8 protein-coding genes are annotated in these 17,606 nt (G+C 34.9%); all 8 read right to left on the bottom strand.

Annotation, left to right across the window (positions count from 1 at the left end; genetic code table 11):
- Window positions 1-6 precede the first annotated feature (6 nt).
- On the bottom strand, window positions 7-3,102 hold the full coding sequence (locus DMA14_RS16520) for a DUF6298 domain-containing protein (protein WP_111425839.1): 3,096 nt from the start codon (window positions 3,100-3,102) through the stop codon (window positions 7-9).
- Between the two features lie 440 nt (window positions 3,103-3,542).
- Window positions 3,543-5,249, bottom strand: a complete 1,707-nt coding sequence (locus DMA14_RS16515) for a polysaccharide lyase (RefSeq protein WP_111425690.1) — start codon at window positions 5,247-5,249, stop codon at window positions 3,543-3,545.
- Between the two features lie 47 nt (window positions 5,250-5,296).
- Window positions 5,297-5,986: a DUF3826 domain-containing protein gene (locus DMA14_RS16510; protein WP_111425689.1), complete on the bottom strand. Its 690-nt coding sequence runs from the start codon at window positions 5,984-5,986 to the stop codon at window positions 5,297-5,299.
- Window positions 5,987-6,274: 288 nt separating this feature from the next.
- A complete protein-coding gene (locus DMA14_RS16505) occupies window positions 6,275-7,987 on the bottom strand; it encodes a polysaccharide lyase (protein ID WP_111425688.1) in 1,713 nt (570 codons plus the stop codon).
- 104 nt (window positions 7,988-8,091) lie between these two features.
- On the bottom strand, window positions 8,092-10,065 hold the full coding sequence (locus tag DMA14_RS16500; RefSeq protein ID WP_111425687.1) for a RagB/SusD family nutrient uptake outer membrane protein: 1,974 nt from the start codon (window positions 10,063-10,065) through the stop codon (window positions 8,092-8,094).
- Window positions 10,066-10,084: 19 nt separating this feature from the next.
- A complete protein-coding gene (locus DMA14_RS16495; RefSeq protein ID WP_111425686.1) occupies window positions 10,085-13,471 on the bottom strand; it encodes a SusC/RagA family TonB-linked outer membrane protein in 3,387 nt (1,128 codons plus the stop codon).
- A gap of 704 nt (window positions 13,472-14,175) precedes the next feature.
- Window positions 14,176-15,162 carry a pectinesterase family protein gene (locus DMA14_RS16490; RefSeq protein WP_111425685.1) on the bottom strand — a complete coding sequence of 329 codons (987 nt, stop codon included), beginning with the start codon at window positions 15,160-15,162 and terminating at the stop codon, window positions 14,176-14,178.
- Window positions 15,163-15,424: 262 nt separating this feature from the next.
- Window positions 15,425-17,443, bottom strand: coding sequence for an aceric acid hydrolase (locus tag DMA14_RS16485; RefSeq protein WP_111425684.1), 2,019 nt, complete (start codon window positions 17,441-17,443; stop codon window positions 15,425-15,427).
- Between the last annotated feature and the right edge of the window lie 163 nt (window positions 17,444-17,606).

Genomic DNA, 17,606 nt, shown 5'->3' with positions numbered 1-17,606 from the left:
CTCCTTTTATTTTTTCACTACAAAAAGCACTTTTTCTTTTATTTCGGCTTGTGGAATTGTGACTTGTTTTCCTCCGCTTATGTTGGCTTTTTTGGTTATATTTCCTGTTGTTGTATTGATTGCAAATACTTCAAATGTTCCTTTTTCGTTTGATAAGTCGATTGTAATATCTTGGTCGTTTTTCACATAAAAAAGATAGCTTTTTCCTTTATTTTCCAATTTCCAAAGATTGTCTGAAAACGTATTTCCTTCAACTAATTTCATTTCGCTTAAAGCGGAATAAAACTGAGGCAATTCGATTTTTGGAATGTTTGGCATTGAAGCTCCGGCCATCAAAGCCGGCCATCCGAATCTTGAAGAACCATCTGTTGAATATAAAATGACTTTTTCTGGATATTTTTCTCTGTATTCACGAACGGCACGATAAACTTGATTATCTGTTTCTTTTCCGGTTTTTAGCTTTCTGGCGTGCTGTCTTGGTGCTAAATTAACGCCTCCTTGCGGTGCGTATGCTGAACCATCTTCTTTGTAATACCAATAACGAATGTCGATTACATCAACGGTTTTATTTCTTTTAACATCATTTAAAATAGCATCCTGAACGTCTTTTGTAGCACTTAAGCCAATTAAGCCTTTTTTACCTGTTTCGTCTTTCCACTTTTGGGCTTGGTCTAACCAAAATTCCATAAAGTGTAACGGGCCAGTATATTCGGCACTTGTTAACTGGATTACGTTGCTGTTTTCCTGAAAGTTCTCAAAAGATTTTCTGATAAATCCTTCGTGTAATTTTCTTCTTTGAGCATTCGTAATATCGTAAAACTGCTCTGCCATAAAGATACGTTTATCTCCTGCGTAAGGCGGTGGTTCAGGAAATCCTGTGGTATTAATATTGTTTGCTGAACGCCAAGGCGAACTTGCCCAGTGCGCCCCCGCTTCTAAAATATTATGCTGAAAATATTGCTGATTGATTAACAATTGTCCATTTGGTTCTGCCAATGTTGCAAACTGTGCTAAACGGCTCCAATACCAATCGTTGAATTTTGTTAAATCGTATTTGCTTAAATGATCCCAAGCAAAATCTTTTCCGCTTCTGGCAAAGGGCTGTTCATAAAACGGAGGCCAAACATCGTCATCAATTCGGCGAACACGTTCGTGATCGTCCATTCTTCTGTCGTACCATAAACCGTAATGATGCTCTAAGGCAACGATATTATTTTTAGTTAAATAATCAACCGTTTCCTGCACTTTATCTGTCAATCCGTTTCCTGTTCTTCCTGGAACAAAACGCGTTATGTGAGGTAATGATTTGTTTACAAAATCATCTGTTAAATTTCCTCTCCACCAATCAACGTTCGTTTGTTTTCCTGCAATTACTTTTCCTTCAAAAGTTAACCAGCCATTTTCTGTTGTTACTTTAGAAGTTGATTTTTCTGTTTTATTTGATGCAACTTTTAAATCGTTTGCATTTTTTAAACCTTTACTGTCTGTATTAATCGGATTTGCTTTTGAAGCTTCTGCAATCAATTCTTGTAAACTTTTTGCCGTTGTAGCAGAATTTTTAGTCAATTCTGCAGCAACTTCTACACTCGGACTTGAAGAAGCTTCTGAACCTAAATCATAGATAAATGGCTGAACTGGAAGTTTTCCTAATCTGGCTTCTAGTTGTGTGTAGAATAAACTTCTTGGACTGATATGTTCATTTACGTTTTTCCAATGTCCGTTTCCTCCAAATTGTCCCCAAACTCCAAAAGCCCAGTTTTGTGCTGTTGGCGGACTATAACATTCTACTTTTGATGCCGATGATTCCCAGATTACAGAATTAGCTGCTGTCCATCCAGCGCCTCTTCCGCCTTGTTCTCTGTTGTTGTAGCTCAATGCTTTTCCGTCGATATTGGCAATGTCAAATAAAACTCCGGTTGCCCAGCTTCCTATTGCGCCACTGTTTTCGAATGGTAAATGTGATTCGCATTGTACGAAAGCGTTTGGTCCAGTTGTTCCAAATCCTCCTACAGCGAAATCATGATATCCAAATTCGGAGTAACAACGCTGGAATAAAGTCTGCTGACCTTCGGTATAAAAAGTATGTCTTCTGAATGAAGCGATTTCTGAAATTGGTTCTGTGGCAATACAATCTTCAACTGTAATTTGCTGACTTGTTTTTAAAATCGTAACAGCTCCTCCTGCAAAATGCTTAAAATTAACTTGTTTTACCCAAGCATTTCTAGTATTTTCAATACTAATTGCCTGCCAACGGTGTTCTTCGTCTTTTAAGTTTGAAGGATTGTAAGTCGATTTTATTAATATGTTTTCAATTCCAGTATTTTCAATTCTTCCCTGCCAAGAGTAAACAGTTACTTTAGAAGTTCCGAAAACATCATCTAAAGACATTGTGATTGGAGCATTCAATGCTACTTCGTTTCCGTTTATTTTGGTTACAACACGATTCCAAGTTGTCGTCCAATCGCCTTTTTTCCAGCCAATCCAAGAGGTTTCTCCACCGAAATCCTGCATTTTAACTTCTTTAATAAAATTATCCGTTAAAGGTTTACTGATTTCGATTTCGTCGCCAACTTTTAATTTTGATGTATTTTTTAACTGGATTTTCTGAGTTCCAAGTGGTGTGTAAGTGTTTGCAAATTCAAATGAATCTTTGTACACTCTATCGTTTACACCTAAAATTCTAATTAAAGATTCTCTTTCTAATCCGGTTCCTAAAAGTACAGTTCCGTTTTCATAATTTCCGCTTCCTCTTAAAACAACTCCCGATTTTCTGATATATAATGTTCCGCTGATTTTGAAAGTTCCTTTGTCTAACAAAACAGCTCCACGAAATCCTGATTTATCTGGTTTTAGTGCGCTTACATAATCAATTGCATTTTGGATTTTCTGCGTTGCATCTTCTTCTTGCTGGGAAACAAAAATTTTATTGTCCAGATTTGGAATGGCAACTTCAGAGTTTCGATATCCTGCAAAAGAAAAATCTGGGATTTGGTTTCCTTGACTATCTGTTGTGAAAGAAAGTTTGCTTTCTTTGGTTTTTATGATATCTGGGAAATTGTTTTGGGCTGTGATGTTTCCGCTAATAAACAGAGTAATACACATTAAAGAAAATGTGTTTTTAAAAGAAGAAACTATATTTTTTAATTGATAGAAATTCACTTTTTTCTTAATTTAAATTTCAGAGTTTAGATTCTTAAAATTAACCTTTTAAGGAACAATAAATTTATAAAATCCTATTTTCTCCAATCTTGTCATTTCGACGAAGGAGAAATCTTCGTTGCTAAATCGACAAAGATTGATATACTTTGCGGAGTTTCTTGTGAAGATTTCTCCTTCGTCGAAATGACAAACTTTGTGTATACTTTACTTAACTATAAAAGTTTAATCATCAGATATAGTGTGATTTGCTTCGCCAATTCGCTATCGCTCGGGTCTCCTTCGTCGAAATGACAAACTAGATGGATATTCTTTGCGTAATTAAACCTGACAGGTTTTAAAAACCTGTCAGGTTGGTGTTTAGAATATTTAACTGATTAAAATCATTATTGTAATAAAGACTTTAATTTCGCCAATGTATCCATATTGTTTTCCATTTTCGTCCAATCAATTTTACTATTTGGATCGATTCCGTTAAAATATTTTTCGATATTGGTATAACCGTCTCCGTTTGCATCTTTATTAGCGTCTGAAGCGTCATTTGGATTTAAACCGTATTTCTTTTCCCAAGTATCTGGAATTCCGTCATTATCAGAATCTTTATAGGCTTTCCCTTTGTAAGTTGGATATCCGCCAACTTGATCTGGGTGTGTAATTATTCCTTTTTTATATGAGTCAGCTGGTAATCTTCTTTTGATATATTCTTTTCCAATTGAATTTTCCAAACCGTCTTTTACTTCAATTTTTCCCGTTTTAACCTGCTTGATAATTCTTTCGTCAACAGCATCTCTTTTCGGAATTGTAGCTCCAACATTCGTCAAAACAAAATCATAGGCTTCTTCTGCCGACATGATATTGAATTTTGGCATTGAAAAAGGTTTTGGCTGTTTAATTGCTGCTAAAAACTCTTTGGTTTCCGCTTCTGGAAGATTTTCCAAATGCACACCGCCATTCCAGTTGTCTGCCGTAACTTCAGGAGAACCAACAATAAAGTTTCCAGAGACATATGCTCTCCCGTATTGTTTTGGTTCAATATATCCAGATTCAGGTTTTACGATTCTGTGTGCAATAGGTTCGTTTTGTGGTGTAATTGGACCTGGTTTGAAGTAGTTGTTGATGATATTCAACATCGAACGATAATCACCTCCGTCAAGAGTACGATTCCACCAATTGAATACTACATTATTCACAAAATTAAAGTCACCATACATTCCGATAGAAGCATTTCTTGAAATGTTATCTGCCCATAAATTGCGCATAAAAGTACTATTCAATCCGCCGATTGTACTTCCGAAAGCGTGATTATAAGTGTCTAAACCTTCTGATGAAATAGTGTTCTGAATCGTGATATTACAAGCAGGCAATTTCTCCAATTTCGACTTTGCATTAGGTGCAAATTGATGTCTGTATAAAGAAATATTTTCATCTAATCCCCAGCTTACCGAACAGTGATCTACAATGATATTTCCCATTGGATTTCCGCCCAAAGCATCATCTCTTCTGGTTACTTCGGTTGCTCCACGTCTAAAACGCATATGGCGAATAATAACATCGTGTGTATCAATTTCTAAAGTTTCTCCTGCAATACAAATTCCGTCACCAGGAGCGGTTTGTCCAGCAATGGTTACATAAGGCGCACGCATGCTGATTCTTTTCTTCAATTGAATAATTCCTGAAACGTTGAAAACAATTGTTCTTGCACCAACAGCTTCGCAAGCTTCACGAAAAGTTCCTTTTCCGCTGTCTTCCAAACTAGTAACCACAAATATTTTTCCGCCACGTCCGCCTTGTGTATAAGCTCCACCACCTTCAGCACCTGGAAAAGCAGGAATATCTGCTTGAACAAAATCTTTTGGGTAGGATGCCCAAGGCAAATATGGTTTTCCTTGTTTTGCTTCTTCTTTGATAATATGAAGATTAGCATCCCAGATTTCGCTCAGCCTTTTTTCTTCGTCAGCTAAAATAGCATCTGCTTTTGCTTGAACATCTTTTGGAATTACGGGATATTGGGCATATGCCGATGATACAAGTGAACAAAATGACAACGCCATAAATGTTCTTTTTAAAGTACGGTTGGGAAAAATATTTTGCATTGAATTGTGTGGTGTAGTTAATAGTTTTTGGTATAAAGTTTAAGAGATTATTCTTTCGAAGTAGAATCTTTTGGTTTATTCTTTTCCCTTTCTTCAATACGTTTGTGCCAGTCAGCACTTTCTTTATTTAAATCATAACCTTGTTTTGATAAATAGTTGTTGATTCTTCCTTTGTATTTACCAAACCAGCCGTGTTTTTCTTTAGAAGAACCTGCGTCCATTGCATGTTCTCTCGCTTCAACTAAAGCTTTGTAGATATAATCTTTTTGTTCTGCTGTTAAATTTGGAAGCATATCGTTGTAACCTGCAACTGTGATAGGAAGAACTCCATAAGTCATTCCGTCTTTAACTTCAGTGATTTTGTCTTCAGACAGTTCTTTGCTTAATTTTTTGATATAAGATTTATGTAGTTTTGCAATTGATTCGTCTGCCTTTGCTTTCAGTTTATCAATTTTCTCGTTTTGCTTTTCTTTAGCTAAAGTAGTATCTTCTTTTACTTTTTTGATTTCAGCATCTCTTCCATCTTGGATTTCAGTTAGATCTCTAAACTGTTGTGCAATGATGCTTGAAACAGCTTTTTCTTTTGCTTCATTTTTTAGATCTAATTTGGTAACGATTTTTGCAGCTCTTTCGTTAGTAACTTTAATATATTCAGGATCTAAATGTTGTTGTGCATTTAAACTTGAAAATGCAAAAACCAGCGATAATAAACCAGCATTTATTTTATTTAGTGCCATTGTCTTTCCTTTTTTAGTTATTTTTTTAACTCAATCATAAGGCTAAAGGCCTTTAAGCAACACCATAGGGTAAAATCCTATGAATTACAAATCATATAGCAAAGCCCTAAAAGGGCGTAAGCCTTTATAAGCTGCACATCATTAATTGCTTTCGCCCTTTCAGGGCTTTTTTTCTTTCTTTATTGTTATACATAGGACGTTGTCCTATGTTAGTGCTTTAAGCCTTTCAGGCTTTTTCAAAAACATTCCTGTTTACCATGAAACAAGAGTGTTATTGAAAATTATTCCCTATTTTAAATCTAATAAAGGTCTAACTAATGTTTCTTTGTTATTAGCCATATCTTTCCAGTCTACTTTTATCGCAGGATTTACACCATTGATGTAATCTTCGATATTTGTATATCCGTCTCCGTTTAAATCTCCTTGTGCATCAGATGGATCGTTCGGATTTAAACCGTATTTTTTCTCCCAAGCATCTGGCATACCATCTTTATCTGTATCTACGTAAGGTTTTCCTTTATATTCTGGATATCCTCCTACTTGAGAAACATCAGTGATAATTCCTTTTTTATAAGAATCCATCGGTAAACGTCTGTGTTCGAATTGGTAGAATTCTTTTTTCTCTAAACCTTTTGCATATTCTGGAACTCCTGTTTTTACAGTTCTTACGATTCTTTCGTCTACTTTATCTCTAATTGGCAAAGTAGCTCCAACATTTTTAAGTACAAATTCATAAGATTCTTCAGCAGTCATAAATTTGTTGAACCAAGGCATTGGGAAAGGTTTAGCAGCCTTCATTTTAGCAAAGTATTCTTTTGCTTCATCATATGTCATCAATTCTCCTTTTTTATTCTCTAACTGAATTCCGCCATCCCAGTTGTCTTTAGTCACTTTTTCGTTTCCATTAACAACATTTCCGTTTACGTAAGCTCTACCAAAAACCATATAAGGCAATTTACTTCTTCCAGATTCTGGTTTTAAAATTCTATAGCTGATTGGCTGCGTTAAATCGGTTACTGGACCTGGTTTGTAGAAGTTGTTGATGATATTGTAGTTTGCAGTATAATCTCCACCATCTGTAGATCTGTTGTACCAGTTGAAAACTACGTTGTTTACAAAGTTGAAAATTCCGTTCCAACCGATAGAAGGGTTTCTTCCTGCATTGTTAGCCCACATATTTCTCATGAAAGAGCAGTTTTCTCCACCTAAAGTACTTCCGAAAGCGTGATTGTAAGTATCAAGAGCCTCTCCGAATAAACTATTTTGGATTGTAATATTTACTGTTCCCACTTTGATATCTGGATAACCTGGTCCAGGATTGTACATGTGTCTGTAAATTGACATATTTTCATCTAATCCCCAAGTTGCAGAAACGTGGTCAATCATGATATTTCCAACAGGATTTCCTCCAATAGCATCGTCACGACGTCCTACAAAAGTTTCTCCACGACGAAAACGTACGTGTCTGATAATTACATCATGCGTATCAATCCAAGTTGATTCTCCAGCGATACAAACACCATCGCCAGGAGCAGTTTGACCTGCAATCGTAATGTAAGGCGCACGAATAATTAACGGACTTTTTAATCTGATAATTCCAGCAACATTAAACACTATTATTCTCGCTCCTCCTTGTTCGCAAGCTTCACGTAAAGTTCCTGGTCCGCGGTCTTCTAGACTTGTTACCGTGTAAACTTTTCCACCACGTCCTCCAAAAGTGTACATTCCACCACCTTCAGCACCTGGGAAAGCAGGAATTTCTGCCTGAGGTAAATCAGTAGGTCTTGCAGCCCACGGAATATAAGGTTTTCCATGTTTTGCTTCTTCTTCAATAACTACTAAAGCTTTTGTCCAAGCTTCATCAGAAAGTCTTTGAGCTTCTTCTTTGATAGCTTTTTCCTGAGCCTGAACTTCTGGACTAATCTTCGGATATTGAGCAAAACATTTTGCACTTCCTAAAAAAAGCAGAGATGATGCGATAAATAATGCGGAATTTTTCATGTTAATTTCTAGTTGTGGTAATTCTTTTTAAACAAATCACCTGTATCTTTTGACGAATACAGGTGAAAAGCTTTGTATAATTTTCTGTTTCTTAATAGTTAAATTTATTCTTGGAAGCTGTAAGTTCCTGCTCCACCAAAATTGTCATTCCACCCTATAGTTTGCAATAACCAAGGATTTGAAGTTAAAGCTGTCGTATTAAGACCACTTATATAATAATTTGGATTGAATTTTATTTTAACGGCTGCACCACTTACATTATCCATCGGAGTTACTAAAGCAGTACGCACAAAATTAGCATTGTAATAAGTAGCCAAAGTATTCAATTGTGTTTGGAAAGTTGCTGCATCTGGATCAACAACAATGCTTGCACGAGAAGCTGCTAAAGGGTCTGTTGCTGTTGCATTTGTTTTATATTGCAAATAATTTCCAGTTCTTTGCGTTCCGTTAATTGGCGTTAAACCTAACTTACTTACTGTTCCACCTGTCATACCAGGAAGCACTTCGTTATCATATAACATCCATCTTTGAACATCCCAAAAACGTTTTCCTTCGTAAGCTAATTCTACTCTTCTTTCATACAAAACAGCTTCAATAGCTTGATATTTATCAGTCAATGTACCAATTCCATAGTTGTTTGCTGCTGGAATACCAACACGAGCTCTAATTTTTCCTAAATAAGCAGATGTACTTCCAGTTTGTCCTAATGCTGCATAACATTCTGCAATATTCAATAGCAATTCTGCATAACGATATTCCATAATATCAGTTGGTGAATAAGCGTAATTTACTGCATTACTTGCTGTCTGATTAGTCATTTTTCTAACAACTGCCGGACTTGTAGTAGTTGTATTAAGATCATTAAAATAAGCCTTATTAGCATTATCTACCCAACGATAAGACCAGAAAACTGCATTAGCACTTTCTTTATACCCCCACTTAACTCCAGAGAATGCAAATGTTCTGTAAAATCTCGGGTCACGATTAAGGAAGAAAGTAAAATCATTATATCCATTAGCCGCAGTAGGTCTTTTTCCATCTGCCATTGGAAACAAATCAATCATTTCTTTAGGAGCAGAAACTCCTCCAGTTCCTCCTTGACTTGGTAATCGAGTTGCTTTTTCCCAGTTATTATTTACGTTAAAATTAATATCTGTATTAGAATTTGATAAAAGCTGAACTGTAATTGCTTCTTTACATTTAATATTGTCAATTAAAAACATATTTTCCCAGTCTTTAGCCGAACTTCCGTACAATCCATAACCATTTTGAGTTAATTCTGCTTCTGCTGCCAATCCAGCATCTAAAGCTGCTTGCCAACGCTCATTGGAACCGTCCCAGCTTTTGTTAAATAAAGGACTTGCATAGGTCAATAAAACTCTTGATTTTTGAGCCAATGCTGCTCCTTTTGTAAAGCGTCCATAGTTTGCAGCATCCCAATCTCCTGGCAATAAGCTTGCCGCCATATCTAAATCGCTAACAATTTGCGCTACAACTTCAGAAACTTTAGCTCTTGGTAACTTAATACTTTCATCATCAACCGATGGATTTTGAACTTTTGTTACAATCGGAACACCTCCATAAGTACGCATTAAATCAAAATACTGAATAGCGCGCATATAATACATTTGCCCTTTTGCACGATCACGAAATGTTTTATCCAAACTTGCTCCTTTTACATCGATGTCTTCAAGAAGATTATTACATTCTCTAATTCTTGTATAGGCATTATTAATAAGACCAGTACCAATCTTTGCTCCAAAATAATCTTTTGCAACATCAGGAGTAAGAAGTAATTTACTTGGGTTAGTATAATCCTGAACTCCACCTTGTTCTTCAGTTAACTTCGTATTTACATCTGTATATACTCCAATTACAGTAGATGTAGGCGATTTATAAGCTGCAAAAAAATCGTAGTATTGATTATCTACATACGCCTGCACACGTGCTTGATTTTGGTAGAATGAATCATCATACTGACCAATAGGCTTCACTTCGTCCAAGAAATTGTCGCTACAGGAAACTCCTAGAACAAGTACAAGTGCTAAAGTGATATATATGTTAAATTTTGTTTTCATAATTAAAATCGAATTTAGATTAGAATGAGATGTTGAAATTAAACGACCAAGATCTAAGCGTAGGATATCCTACTGAAGAGTTATCGTACATATTTCTATAATGATCCGGATAAGGGTTATAGAAATCCCAAAGATTATTACCTGTAATACCTATCGATATATTATTCACTTTAGTATTAGCAAAAACTTGTTTAGGTATTTCATACGCTACAGTTAAGTTTCTAACAAAGCAACGGAAAGTACTGATCTGCCAAAAATCAGAAGGGCTTAATACACCCGTTTGTGCTAAATTAGGATATTTACCATTTACATTATCTGCCGCGTACATATCATTCCAAAAAGTTTCGCGAGACCACATATTACTTGCACTAGAAGTTGGCTGACTCATCAAATCTACAAAGTTTGCTCCTCCCCAAGAAGTTACGATTTGAGTTTTTACAGATAAGTTGCTATACTTGAAACCTAAATTAGTATTAATAGTATACGTTCTACTGCTATTTGCTAATTTAACATAATCATTTCCTGCAAGAATCTGACCATTTGGCCCACTTAACGATCCATCAGGATTAAGCGTACCAGCAACATCTTGATAAGCTAATGATCCTTTTTGAATTTTAGTTGGATCAACAATACTTAAATAACTTGGTGTAGTTCCAGCAGCAGCAGCATTTGCACTTAAGTAGCTCCAGTAATTGGCAATGTCTTCATCTGTACGCAAAATACCGTCTCCTGTAGAAGTTCCTTTCCATGTTTGGAATCCCCAAACCGGATTAAATCCTTCCGAATATCCTTCTCTTCTTGTATTGTTAGATGGAATCAAATTTCCTTGATCTGGAAATCTTTTAATTTTATTATCTCCGTAACTAAAGTTCATACCTACACTATAGCCCACTTTACCAATTTTATCATTCCAGTTAACATTAAGCTCAGATCCCCAAGCATCAACTTGTGCATAATTTTGTTCTGCAAATGCCCCACCAACAGAAATCGGCACACCTGTAGCACTACCCATATCAGTCAACATGTCTTTTGTAATATCGTAATAGAAATCTGCATTAACCTCTAATCTGTTTTTTAAGAATGCAAGATCAAAACCAAGATTATGTTTCAATGTAGAATCCCATTTTGCATCTCTATTTGGATTTACTTTAGGAGTTAAACCCGATCCTAATACACCTCCACCGCCGTTAGAGACAGCAGGTCCAAACTGCCAACCTTTATTAACTGTTAAATCATAATATTGATACCATTTGAAAGGTTGAAGATTATCTTTTCCAGTTTTACCAATTGAATATCTTAATTTAAAGAAATTAACTCCTGGTAAATTTCTTTGAAACCATTCTTCTTTTGAAGCTACCCAACCCAATTGAAGCGATGGGAAAGTACCCCAATAATTTTCAGGCGCAAACTTCGTAGAAGCATCACTACGGATAAGGAATTGCACCAAGTATTTTGACTTAAAATTATAGTTTACCGTTCCAAAATAAGAAAGTGTTGCATTATTTCCTTTTAAAGCTGTAGAGTTACCAGTGTCAACTGTTCCTGCAGTACGCCAATCTCCAAGATAATCTTTAGGAGTATTTGTGTATGCTAAACGAGTAGTTTGCCAGTCCGATTCAGATCTTTCAACACCAAACATTCCACTAACATTATGGTCTCCAAAAGTTCTGTTGTAATTTGCAAAGAAGTTTGCCTGAGTACTTTTAGAAAAACTGCTGTTATAATAAACTCTTGAATTTCTAACGTTTGTTTCTATAGCATAATCAATCATACCACCAACTTCTGGATTCTTTGTTATAGCACTTGGATAAGCCGCGCTTGCTAAGTGATTATCCTGTAATTGATAATTTGTAATTCTTGCTAAATCATAAGGCAACTGAATCTGTTCAGAATAACTTGAATTTTTAGTTCTTGCAAAAGTTGCTTTAAAAGACAAACCTTTAATAGCTTCAACTTTGTAGTTTAAGGAAGCATTCACATTGAAAGAAGCGTCATCTGTTGTTTGATGCGATCCATTGTTTAGGTTAGCAAAATAGTTCCATCCAGCGATGTTATTATTTGCATTTGCACTTCCAAAATTTTTATTCGTGTTAGGAAATGGAGACATATAATATTCTTTTCCATCCACTATTGTTTGCCATGGAATAAATTTTGGCATATGCACTAAATATCCATAATCAGCTTGTTCACCACCTGCAGCACTACCATAACTTCCATCACTGATGTTTGCAGATGCTTTAGTAAATGATTTATCTATAAATCCAGTATTACCAGAAATAGACGCAGAGAAGTCTAAGTTTTTAGCAATTTTTGCATTAATACCAGTTCGGTAATTCCATTTGTCATATTTTTGGTAACCAAGATTTGCATCTTGTGTCAAATAAGTTGCACCAGCAAAATATGTAATATCTTCGCTACCGCCATTTACATTAAATGAATGTTTTTGTTGAATAGCCGGTTTCCAAGCTTCTTTTAGCCAGTCATAATCTAAACCTTTCATTTCTTCCAATTCCGCTGCAGAAAATAAACTCGCTGGAAGAATAGTAGGATTTTGTGCCGTTAAGAATCGATTGCTAAAAACTCCAAATTCATAAGCACTCATAGTTTTAGTGTGGCTTACCGCATCATTAACTACAAATTGGCTATTGTAGCTAAATTTAGCTTTCCCAGCCTTGCCTCGCTTCGTTTTTACAATAATAGCACCTTGAGAAGCACGAGAACCGTAAATAGCTGCAGATGCATCTTTCAAAACAGTAACACTCTCAATTTCAGACGGATCCAATCTATTAAAAGTATCTAAAGTAGCTTTACCAGTCGCCGGATCAACTTGAACCATATCATCTATAACTACTAATGGTATAGTAGAGTTTCCGTCTTTTGAGAAACCAAAAGTTTGACGGATTTGGATACTACCAGCATCTCCAGGTCGGCCTGAGCTTGGTGTAACTGTAAGTCCCGGAACTAATCCTTTTAATGCATCTGATAAATTCGTTACAGGCAAGTCCATAAGTTCATCTGGTTTGATCGTAGCAATCGCTCCAGTAAGTTCCTTTTTCTTTTGAGTACCATAACCAACTACAACAATATTTTCTAATTGATTAAAATCGTCTTCCATTTTTGCATTAACAATAGAACGATTATTTAAAGGTATTTCTATTTTTTTCATTCCAATGAAAGAAAAAACTAATGTTCCTCCACTTTTAACTTTAATCTCATATTTTCCATTGTAATCTGTTGTCACTGAATTTTTAGTAGATTTCTCAGTTACGTTAACTCCAGGCAATAGTCCACCTAAATTGTCTGTAACTGTTCCCGTTACTGTAACTTGATTACTTTGAGCATAACTCAATACACTCATCAGTGTAAACAAAAGAAAACTACATCTTTTTATAAGTGCTTGTTTCATAAATGTTTTTTGGTTAGGTTATTAATGTTAGTTAGTCATGTTTTAAACATGTCTTAATTATAATAAAACTTTACTTAAAAAAATTGTAATAAAGGTTATTAAATGTTTAAAACACATTTATTTTAATATTCCAAAAATATGACGATGATACATTAGAACCGTCCTGCTCTATCCTGTTTTAATCGCAGAATGTCAAAAAAAATGTGACTAAAAAAACAATATTAATAAAAAACGCATGGAAAAAATAGATGAACCCAAATATTTAAGACAAATGTTTGCTTAAAAGAAAATTTACAATCTCATTTTGATTAAAAAACGATAAGATTTATACCAAAAATAGATTTATAATATACATTCTTCAAAATTATCCCATTGATGCCTGATAAATAAGAGCTTATAAAAAACGCTTTTTCAACGAAAACGTTAGAGAAAAATACTCTAAGTCTATTTATTTCACGATAAAAAACTTACAAAACAATAAGCAGGATAGTTACAGGATAGCATAAAAAAAGTTTGAATAATTTTTAGTAAAAAAAATATTTTTTAAAAGTAAATTCTGACCAACGAAATTTAAACGATAATCTATCTATTTTTTGTTAACTTCAAAAAAGCAAAAAACCCACTAAACATTGATGTCAGCGGGTTTTTGTTAAATTAAAATTTTGTTCTGTTTAAGGTTCCCTATTTTGGGTAAAATTAAAGCACTATTTATTCGGATCCCATCCGTTCAAAACTAAATCTCGATTGTATTTTTTAAGATCTTCTTTCTTCAATTGATGCGACCATAATACGCGCTGCGAAATATATTTTGCACTCGAACCTTTACTTCCAAGTTCCGCATAATAAGCAGTTTTGTCTTTATCAGGAAATCTACTATCAATCCATTCATTCCAACCTTCTGGAATTATATGCGAACCTAAATCTGTATTGATAAAAACAGTTTGTGCATAAGGTCTCCAAGGTCTTCCCAGAAATACTTTATCGACTGATTTGTCTTTTGCGCTAAGCTTACAATCCACAAAAACAAAACCATAAGTTTGTCCTTGCGGAGTTGAAGCTGCCGTAATATAAGAATTGACTAAACTTTCAATCGTACATTTATAAAAATAAGCAGTTGCCGAACCAAAAATAAAATCGGTTGTACCGTTGATGAAACAGTTTTCAAAATAAGTTCGGGTGTTTCCTTCTGATAAATAAAGTGTATCCTGATTGGCTAAAAGATTACAATTCTTTACAATTACTCTATCGCCTTTAATGTGAAGTGCAACTGCTTGCCCTACTCGTCCCGCTGTATTTTCTACAGTAAGATTTTCAAGCGTACAATCATTTCCTTTAATTATGAAAGAATACGAAGTTCCTGTACCAAATTCTTTTTTACCCGACGGATCTGGTTCTCGAAGTGGTTTTCCTGAATAATCATTAAATGAAATAATGGTTTTATTTCGATCTAAACCTTTTAAAGTAATAAAGGGTTTTGAAGCAGGAATTTCTAACTTTTCAACATACTTTCCAGGCTTTATAGTGATTACAACACGTTTCTCTGAATTGTCTTTTACATTATTCACCGCTTCTTGAATGGTTTTAAAATCTCCAGAACCGTCTTGAGCAACGGTCAATGTTAATTTGTTATCAAGCGTTTGAGCTGATAGGGAAAGTGTTGTTATTAATAATAGAGTTAGGATGTATTTCATATGTTTTTCTATTTACTTATTCATTTTGTTTTGTCATCTTGACGAAGGAAAGATGGCACTAGAAACTCTGCAATCTAAATCCTCAATCTTTGCCGAATTACGTGTGTAATTCTTCGTTCCTCAGAATGACAAACTGCACGGTTATTTAAAATCTTTGTCAAAGTTTAAAACTTTGGCAAAGATGATTGTATTTCAATAAAATTAGAAATCCGTTTTAATCCGCGTTTTGCCAAGGGCAATCCGTTTCATCCGTGTCCAAAATTTAGTGCGACATCCAAACCGTCATTTCACCTTTTCCTTTATTTCCCCATGCAAAATACGGAATTAGTTTTACAGGTACTGCAGTTGCATCCTTAGAAGAAAGTGGTTTGTACAAAGATTTATTCCATGAATTATTAGAATTTATAACTGCTTCAGCTTCAATGCTAACTAAGTTTCTATTATTTAATGTAAAAGTGTTAGTCGTAAATTTTGATTTCAAATTCAAAGCCACATCATTTACACTTATTTTTGCGGGAAGCTGATCAGATTCTAAACAATATACCAAAGGTCCTCTTTTTACAGCTACTTGATTTTTAACTTCTTCAACTAACGGATTGGCTTCCATTAATTCAACTGGCATTGGGAGATTCAACTCGATCACATCTCCTTTTTTCCATTTTTGATTTAATTTCAAATAAGTTCCAGAAACGATTTTATCTGTAATTTTCGAATTATTAATCGAAACTTCAGCATTCTGACTCCAACCTGGAATTCTTAAAAAGAAGTTTTGTAAATCTTTTGACGCTTTTACAATTTTTAAAGTAATTTTTCCATCCCAAGGATAATTGGTTTGCTGTTCGATTTCGATTTCTTCTCCGTTTAAAGATTTTGTTTTCAATTGATTACTTCCGTATAAATTTACATACAAACCTTCTTTCGAAATATTATAAGCGTAATTTCCAACTTCGGCCACTGTTCTGGTTACGTTTGGTGCACAACAGTTGGATAAGGCAATATAACCTTCACGTTCATTTCCCCATCTTTGGTGAAACGGCAGATCATTAGAAACATTCAGCGGATTATTATAAAGAAATTTTTCTCCTTCTAAATCCATTCCAGAAAGCACACTATTGTATAATGCTAATTCAACGATGTCAGCATATTTGGCATCTCCTGTAATTTGAAGCATTCTCCAATTCCATAGCACATTTCCAATATTGGCGCAAGTTTCGGTATGAGCCGTTGCATTTGGCAATTGAAAAGGTCTTCCGTAAGCCTGATGAATTTTCTGCACCACTGTTGGATCATACGAAGTTCCGTCTGGCGAAACACCATCATATAAAGAACCGCAACCTCCTGTAATGTACATTTTGCGATACGTTACATCATCCCAAATAGATTCTAGATTATCTAATAATTTCTTTTCTCCCGTTTCGGCATACAAATCGGCTACTCCGGCATAAAGATAATTTGCTCTTACAGCGTGTCCCATTGCAGTTGTCTGCTGTCTAAACGGAACTCTGTCCTGATTATCATCGGTTCCGTCATTTGTAGTTCCGCGAATGTCAATTAGATTATTAGCCAATTCTAAGTATTTAGGATTTTTAGTCGTTCTATACATTTCTACAATTCCCATATAATGAGACGGACAAATTGCATTTCGAGCCAATTCTGGTGAAGCTTTTTTGTAGAAATCATACAAGAAATCAGCAACACCTTTTGCGATATTGAGGAAATTTGTTTTTCCTGTCGCGCGATAATGAATACAAGCTGCAGTCATCAAATGTCCCATATTGTATTTCTCAAAACCCAATTGTTTTTTTACTTCTTCTGGGCCTAAAGTTCCCCAACGTTCATCAATTAAAACTGGCGTATGAATATAACCATCTTTACGTTGCACTTTCGCGAAAAGCACAATTGCTTTATCCATTTCAGCATCGAGTTTTTTATCTTTTGTGACAGCATAAGTCGCTGCCATTCCCTCAAAAATCTTATAGAAATCACCATCATGAAACGAAGGTCCTTTGAAAGTTCCTTTGCTTAAACCTGCTGCAATTTCGAAGTTTTTGTAAGCATGCGAAATCTCATCGTTATGATACAAATCCCACATATACGGCAGTGTGTTTTTGGTTTCTACATCAAATTGTTCTTTCCAAAAACCGTTTGTCCATTTTACATCTTGCAAGCCTACACTCTGTAATTTTGAATACGGACTTTCTGAATTTGCAACCAAGCCTTTGTTTTGTGCAAAGATTACGGTTGAAAAAAATAAAGAGGATATGATGATGTTCTTTTTCATTTTGAATTTATTTTTTGTTTGCCACGAATTACACGAATTGTACTAATTTTTTCTTTTTCTTGCCACAGATTAAAAGGATTAGCACAGATTATTTAGTGTAAAAATCAATTTAATCCTTTTAATCTGTGGCAAAAAACTAATTCGTGGAAATTCGTGTAATTCG

This window comes from Flavobacterium sharifuzzamanii (assembly GCF_003254585.1).
Classification (GTDB): domain Bacteria; phylum Bacteroidota; class Bacteroidia; order Flavobacteriales; family Flavobacteriaceae; genus Flavobacterium; species Flavobacterium sharifuzzamanii.
The sequence above is the reverse complement of the archived record's forward strand: the minus strand, read 5'-3'. Positions and strand labels throughout refer to the sequence as shown.

Bases quoted from the DNA above. Each gene is read 5' to 3' on its own strand.
- DMA14_RS16520 (WP_111425839.1), bottom strand. From the start codon at position 3,102: ATGTGTATTACTCTGTTTATTAGCGGAAACATCACAGCCCAAAACAAT.
- DMA14_RS16515 (WP_111425690.1), bottom strand. From the start codon at position 5,249: ATGCAAAATATTTTTCCCAACCGTACTTTAAAAAGAACATTTATGGCG.
- DMA14_RS16510 (WP_111425689.1), bottom strand. From the start codon at position 5,986: ATGGCACTAAATAAAATAAATGCTGGTTTATTATCGCTGGTTTTTGCA.
- DMA14_RS16505 (WP_111425688.1), bottom strand. From the start codon at position 7,987: ATGAAAAATTCCGCATTATTTATCGCATCATCTCTGCTTTTTTTAGGA.
- DMA14_RS16500 (WP_111425687.1), bottom strand. From the start codon at position 10,065: ATGAAAACAAAATTTAACATATATATCACTTTAGCACTTGTACTTGTT.
- DMA14_RS16495 (WP_111425686.1), bottom strand. From the start codon at position 13,471: ATGAAACAAGCACTTATAAAAAGATGTAGTTTTCTTTTGTTTACACTG.
- DMA14_RS16490 (WP_111425685.1), bottom strand. From the start codon at position 15,162: ATGAAATACATCCTAACTCTATTATTAATAACAACACTTTCCCTATCA.
- DMA14_RS16485 (WP_111425684.1), bottom strand. From the start codon at position 17,443: ATGAAAAAGAACATCATCATATCCTCTTTATTTTTTTCAACCGTAATC.